Source organism: Tateyamaria pelophila (genome assembly GCF_019966495.1).
GTDB classification, from domain to species: domain Bacteria; phylum Pseudomonadota; class Alphaproteobacteria; order Rhodobacterales; family Rhodobacteraceae; genus Tateyamaria; species Tateyamaria pelophila.
Genome location: NZ_JAIMIA010000222.1, coordinates 1 through 4,041 on the forward strand (window position 1 = coordinate 1; position 4,041 = coordinate 4,041).

Genomic DNA, 4,041 nt, shown 5'->3' on the forward strand with positions numbered 1-4,041 from the left:
AGTGATTCGCGAGGGGTATAAAAGTATCGTCAAGAGGCAAATCAGCGCACCAAGGCGCGTACGAGGAAACCGACAGGGCCCCCCTTGGGTCCCTTCTGACGCGTTGTGTTACGCGGGGGCGCCGCCTCGCAGGATTTGAGCGTTTTTTATTCTTTCAAAAACCCATTTCGCTTCGTTTCAGAGGGGGTCGCCCTCAATGAAATCAGTTACTTAGGTCCCGAATTGGCGAAATGACACCCCCCTAAATCCACTTCGTTTCGCGCAGCTTGAGCCCCCTCAAAACGCGCCAAACCCCAATAAAACATGGGCTTTCTCCACCTCGCGAAACGAAATGACCCCCTGCGGTTCGTTTCGTTTCAGCGGGGGGCGTGGCCCGTGCCCGGCAGGTTTCCCATGACAGCAGAACGCAAACTCACCCCGCAGGCCTGGCCCGCGGCGCAGGTCGAGATGTGGCAGGTGGCCGATTTGGCACCGTATGCGAAAAACGCCCGCCAGCATCCGCCGGAACAGATTGATCAGATCGCAGCCTCCATGGAGCGGTTCGGCTTCACCATCCCGATGCTGGTGGGTGAGGATGGCACGATCATCGCGGGCCATGGCCGGTTGATGGCGGCGGCGCAGCTTGGTCTGGCCGAGGTGCCAGTGATGGTAGCCCGCGGTTGGTCCGAAGAGGACCGGCGGCTCTACACGCTGGCCGACAACCGGCTGGCGGAAATCGCGGAGTGGGACCCGGAGATGCTGCGCATCGAGATCGGTGAGCTGCGCGCGGATTTTGGCATCGAGGACATGTCGCTGATCGGCTTTAGCGCCGAGGACCTCGCAGAGATCCTGCCCGATGCGCTGATCGACACCACGGGCGGTCTGACCGATCCCGACGATGTACCCGAGGTTCCCGAGGCGCCGGTAACGCGCCCGGGGGATGTCTGGGTCCTCGGAAAACATCGGCTGCTTTGCGGCGACAGCACCGTGGCCACGGATGTGGAAAAGGTGCTGGGGGACGTCACGCCGCTCCTGATGTGCACCGATCCTCCCTACGGAGTCGACTATGATCCGGCCTGGCGCAATGCGGCAGGGGCGGCAAAAACCAAACGCACCGGCAAGGTGCTGAACGACGACCGCGCCGATTGGCGCGAAGCCTGGGCGCTGTTTCCGGGCGACGTGGCGTACGTTTGGCACGGGGCGCTGCATGCAAGGGAGGTGATCGAAAGCCTTGAGGTCTGCGGCTTTACGCTCCGATCCCAGATCATCTGGGCCAAGGAGCGGCTTGTTCTCAGCCGGGGTGATTACCATTGGCAACACGAGCCTTGCGCTTATGCAGTTAAGAAATCCGGCAAGGGGCACTGGGCGGGCGATCGCAAGCAGACAACGCTTTGGCAGATTCCCAATAAGGACCAGGATGTGAAGACCGTCCATGGAACACAGAAGCCGGTGGAATGCATGCGCCGGCCGATCGAGAATAACTCGAGCCCCGGGCAGGCAGTCTACGAGCCCTTCATGGGGTCGGGGACGACGCTGATCGCAGCGGAAATGTCGGGACGCGTCTGTCTAGGGATCGAACTGAACCCGGCTTATGTTGATGTGGCCGTCCAGCGCTGGCAGGAGTTCACCGGTGAGACGGCGGTTTTGGAGGGGAGCGGTAAGGCTTTTGATGACCTTCGGGCCCAAAGGGCGGGGACCGAGGCCGCGTAACGCTTTTACTTTCGGCAGTCTTCTTCTCAACAGTTGCGTCGGCGTTGTGGAACCTTCCAGAAGTTCGCTGCCGCTGCAGCATGGACTATTCTTTGAGGGTTTCTTTGAGAACATTGTCATAGGTAGGCAAATGAACTTTAAGAAACGCAGCCATTTTTTTCATTACTTTACGACCGAGTTCTTCAGCCGTAATTTCGCTTTCTTCAGCTTTGGCGTATTCCTTTTCTGTTTGAACATCAGCAGCGCTGAAGTGTTTCCAATCTTTGAGCACGCGTGTCCGGCGACCTATTTTGATTTCTCCCGCGTCAACCTTCTTCAAAACGCTTTGATAAATATCCTCTCGGACATCAGCGTCACCTGGTCCCAAGACAAATGAGAACCGTAATCGACCATTACCCCAATCAGCTAGCTCAAGGACCATTAGAGAGCCACTTTTGACCCAATTGGTATCACCATCTTGAAAACCATGCAGTGCTGACCAGTCGGACACTCCAAACCGTAAGAGCCGTGTACTGGACGTGTCTGGCACCAAGGTAAAGCCAGTAGCTTCTTTCACTACCTTTGCAAGCTCATCAGGATTGTCTTTAATCCAATCAATAACTTCCGCTTGTAGATCGGGCCAATACTCATAAAGCGCCTCTAGTGCTTCTCTGTGTTTAGCCCAAATACTTTTGGCTATTTGCGCCATATTTTCATCGTCCACCAAGTGCCTCCTGACCATTGCTGAATAGTTTTTAAAGAGGTTGACCGCCTCCCCTGAGAGATTATGCGCTTGGACTTCAAGGTCCAAGCGGTTGATAACGTCAACTATACTAACGGGTATCCAACTTTTTGAGTTTGCCTCAGTAGGCGCCGTCGCATCCAAGGTCAGAAACACAAAGGCCCGTTCCCAATCATCAGCGGGATAATCTGCCGTTATGTGATCGTAGTATTTTCCCAGTTGATGTTTGCTCTCAGGTGCATCTACCTTCAATTCCACCGTCACCACTAAACCTTTGGCTTCACCGGGAAAAGTTTTTGGAGGAATTTCAATCATGAAATCAATGTTGGATCGTTCACGATAGATCAAGGCACTGCTGAAATCTGAGCAGTGAATGGTGAGTGGTTGAATATTGACTTGACCATCTTGAGCCTGCGCTATGACCTCCTGAATAAAGCCTTTTAAGAGATGATCTTGGAAGGGGTGAGGTCGATTGGGATCAAGAATGAAACTGAGGAAATGTGCGTGTCTAATTTCTTGACGTACCATGCCTACTGCTTCAAATGGGCAGAAATTCGAGAACCTATTTTCAAAATCTCGAAATTGGTGTGCGCCTGATCCTATGAGAAGAGCTTCGATTGCCTTCGATTTTTCAAAATTGGACAAAACTATGTCATCTTCTGCTTGACTCAATTCACCTTGGATCATACCTAATTTTTCTTTATTGCGTCTCTTACTATTGATCATCTAATTAAAGCAATCGACCGCTTAGTCCCGTCTTTTGTTCTTTCGGAAACCACTATTTGTTTAACGGCTCACTGACCCGAACGTTGGCGCACTTCTGGCGAGGTTCTGTCTCGTTCTGCATTTTCCCAGTTCGCAACCCGCGCGGCGAATATCGACTAAATCTGTTTTGGGGTCAAGGGCTGGGGTGCCGCTTCGGGCTGACACCAACCGACTGCACCTGCAGCATTGCGAGCTATCTGACCGGCAAGGCAGGCCTCATCGCCTCGTTGCGCATTGCCTGATTTAAAAGATTGGATGCTGGAAAAAAGGGCCAGCTCGAGGCTGGCCCAGTCTGAGGCAGATAAAGCGGTGCAGGCGGCACCACTTTGAGCAGTTGAGGTGTCATACAGGCGAAACCTCAACATCAAGCATCCGCATACTGCAGGATTCTGCAAGAAACAGAGTGGCTTGAAGGAAGCTGAGTCACCTGGAAGTCACACTTCGGTGTTTCCAACCCTATATACGCGTCCTCGGCGTTCGACCTTCTCCGAGGTGACCTTGAGGCCGAGTTTCTTCTTTAGCGCCCCGGCCATTGCACCCCTGATGGTGTGCGGCGCCCACTGCAGGGCAGCACCGATTTCCTCGATAGTCGCGCCGTCCGGCGCGCGCAGCATGGCGATCAGAGTGGCTTGTTTGGTCCCTTCGCGCGGCGTGCGCGTCTTGGGTGCTGGCTTATCGATTGGTTCGACCGCCGCACCCTCGGGCTCAATGCCGATGGCGGCAAGCCCTGCATCGGTTGCAACCAGCGTGACGCCGTGGCCGTCGCCGGTTTCGCGCCAGACGGGCTCACCCGTACGCATGTTGGTATCGACTTCTTCGAGGAAGCCTTTTGTGATCAGGGTCTGAACCACCTTTGCGGCGGCACC

General features: G+C 54.7%; 3 protein-coding genes. 1 reads left to right on the forward strand and 2 read right to left on the reverse strand.

Features of this window, described 5'->3' with window-relative positions; genetic code table 11:
* The first annotated feature begins 393 nt into the window (after positions 1-393).
* Positions 394-1,689 carry a site-specific DNA-methyltransferase gene (locus LC354_RS26685; RefSeq protein ID WP_223428979.1) on the forward strand — a complete coding sequence of 432 codons (1,296 nt, stop codon included), beginning with the start codon at positions 394-396 and terminating at the stop codon, positions 1,687-1,689.
* Between the two features lie 85 nt (positions 1,690-1,774).
* Here LC354_RS26685 and LC354_RS26690 read toward each other — a convergent pair whose 3' ends face one another.
* On the reverse strand, positions 1,775-3,097 hold the full coding sequence (locus LC354_RS26690) for a PD-(D/E)XK nuclease family protein (RefSeq protein WP_223428980.1): 1,323 nt from the start codon (positions 3,095-3,097) through the stop codon (positions 1,775-1,777).
* A 512-nt stretch (positions 3,098-3,609) separates the two neighbouring features.
* On the reverse strand, positions 3,610-4,041 hold a 432-nt coding region (locus LC354_RS26695), incomplete at its 5' end, for a DUF3489 domain-containing protein (protein WP_223428981.1).

Bases quoted from the DNA above. Each gene is read 5' to 3' on its own strand.
- LC354_RS26685 (WP_223428979.1), top strand. From the start codon at position 394: ATGACAGCAGAACGCAAACTCACCCCGCAGGCCTGGCCCGCGGCGCAG.
- LC354_RS26690 (WP_223428980.1), bottom strand. From the start codon at position 3,097: ATGATCCAAGGTGAATTGAGTCAAGCAGAAGATGACATAGTTTTGTCC.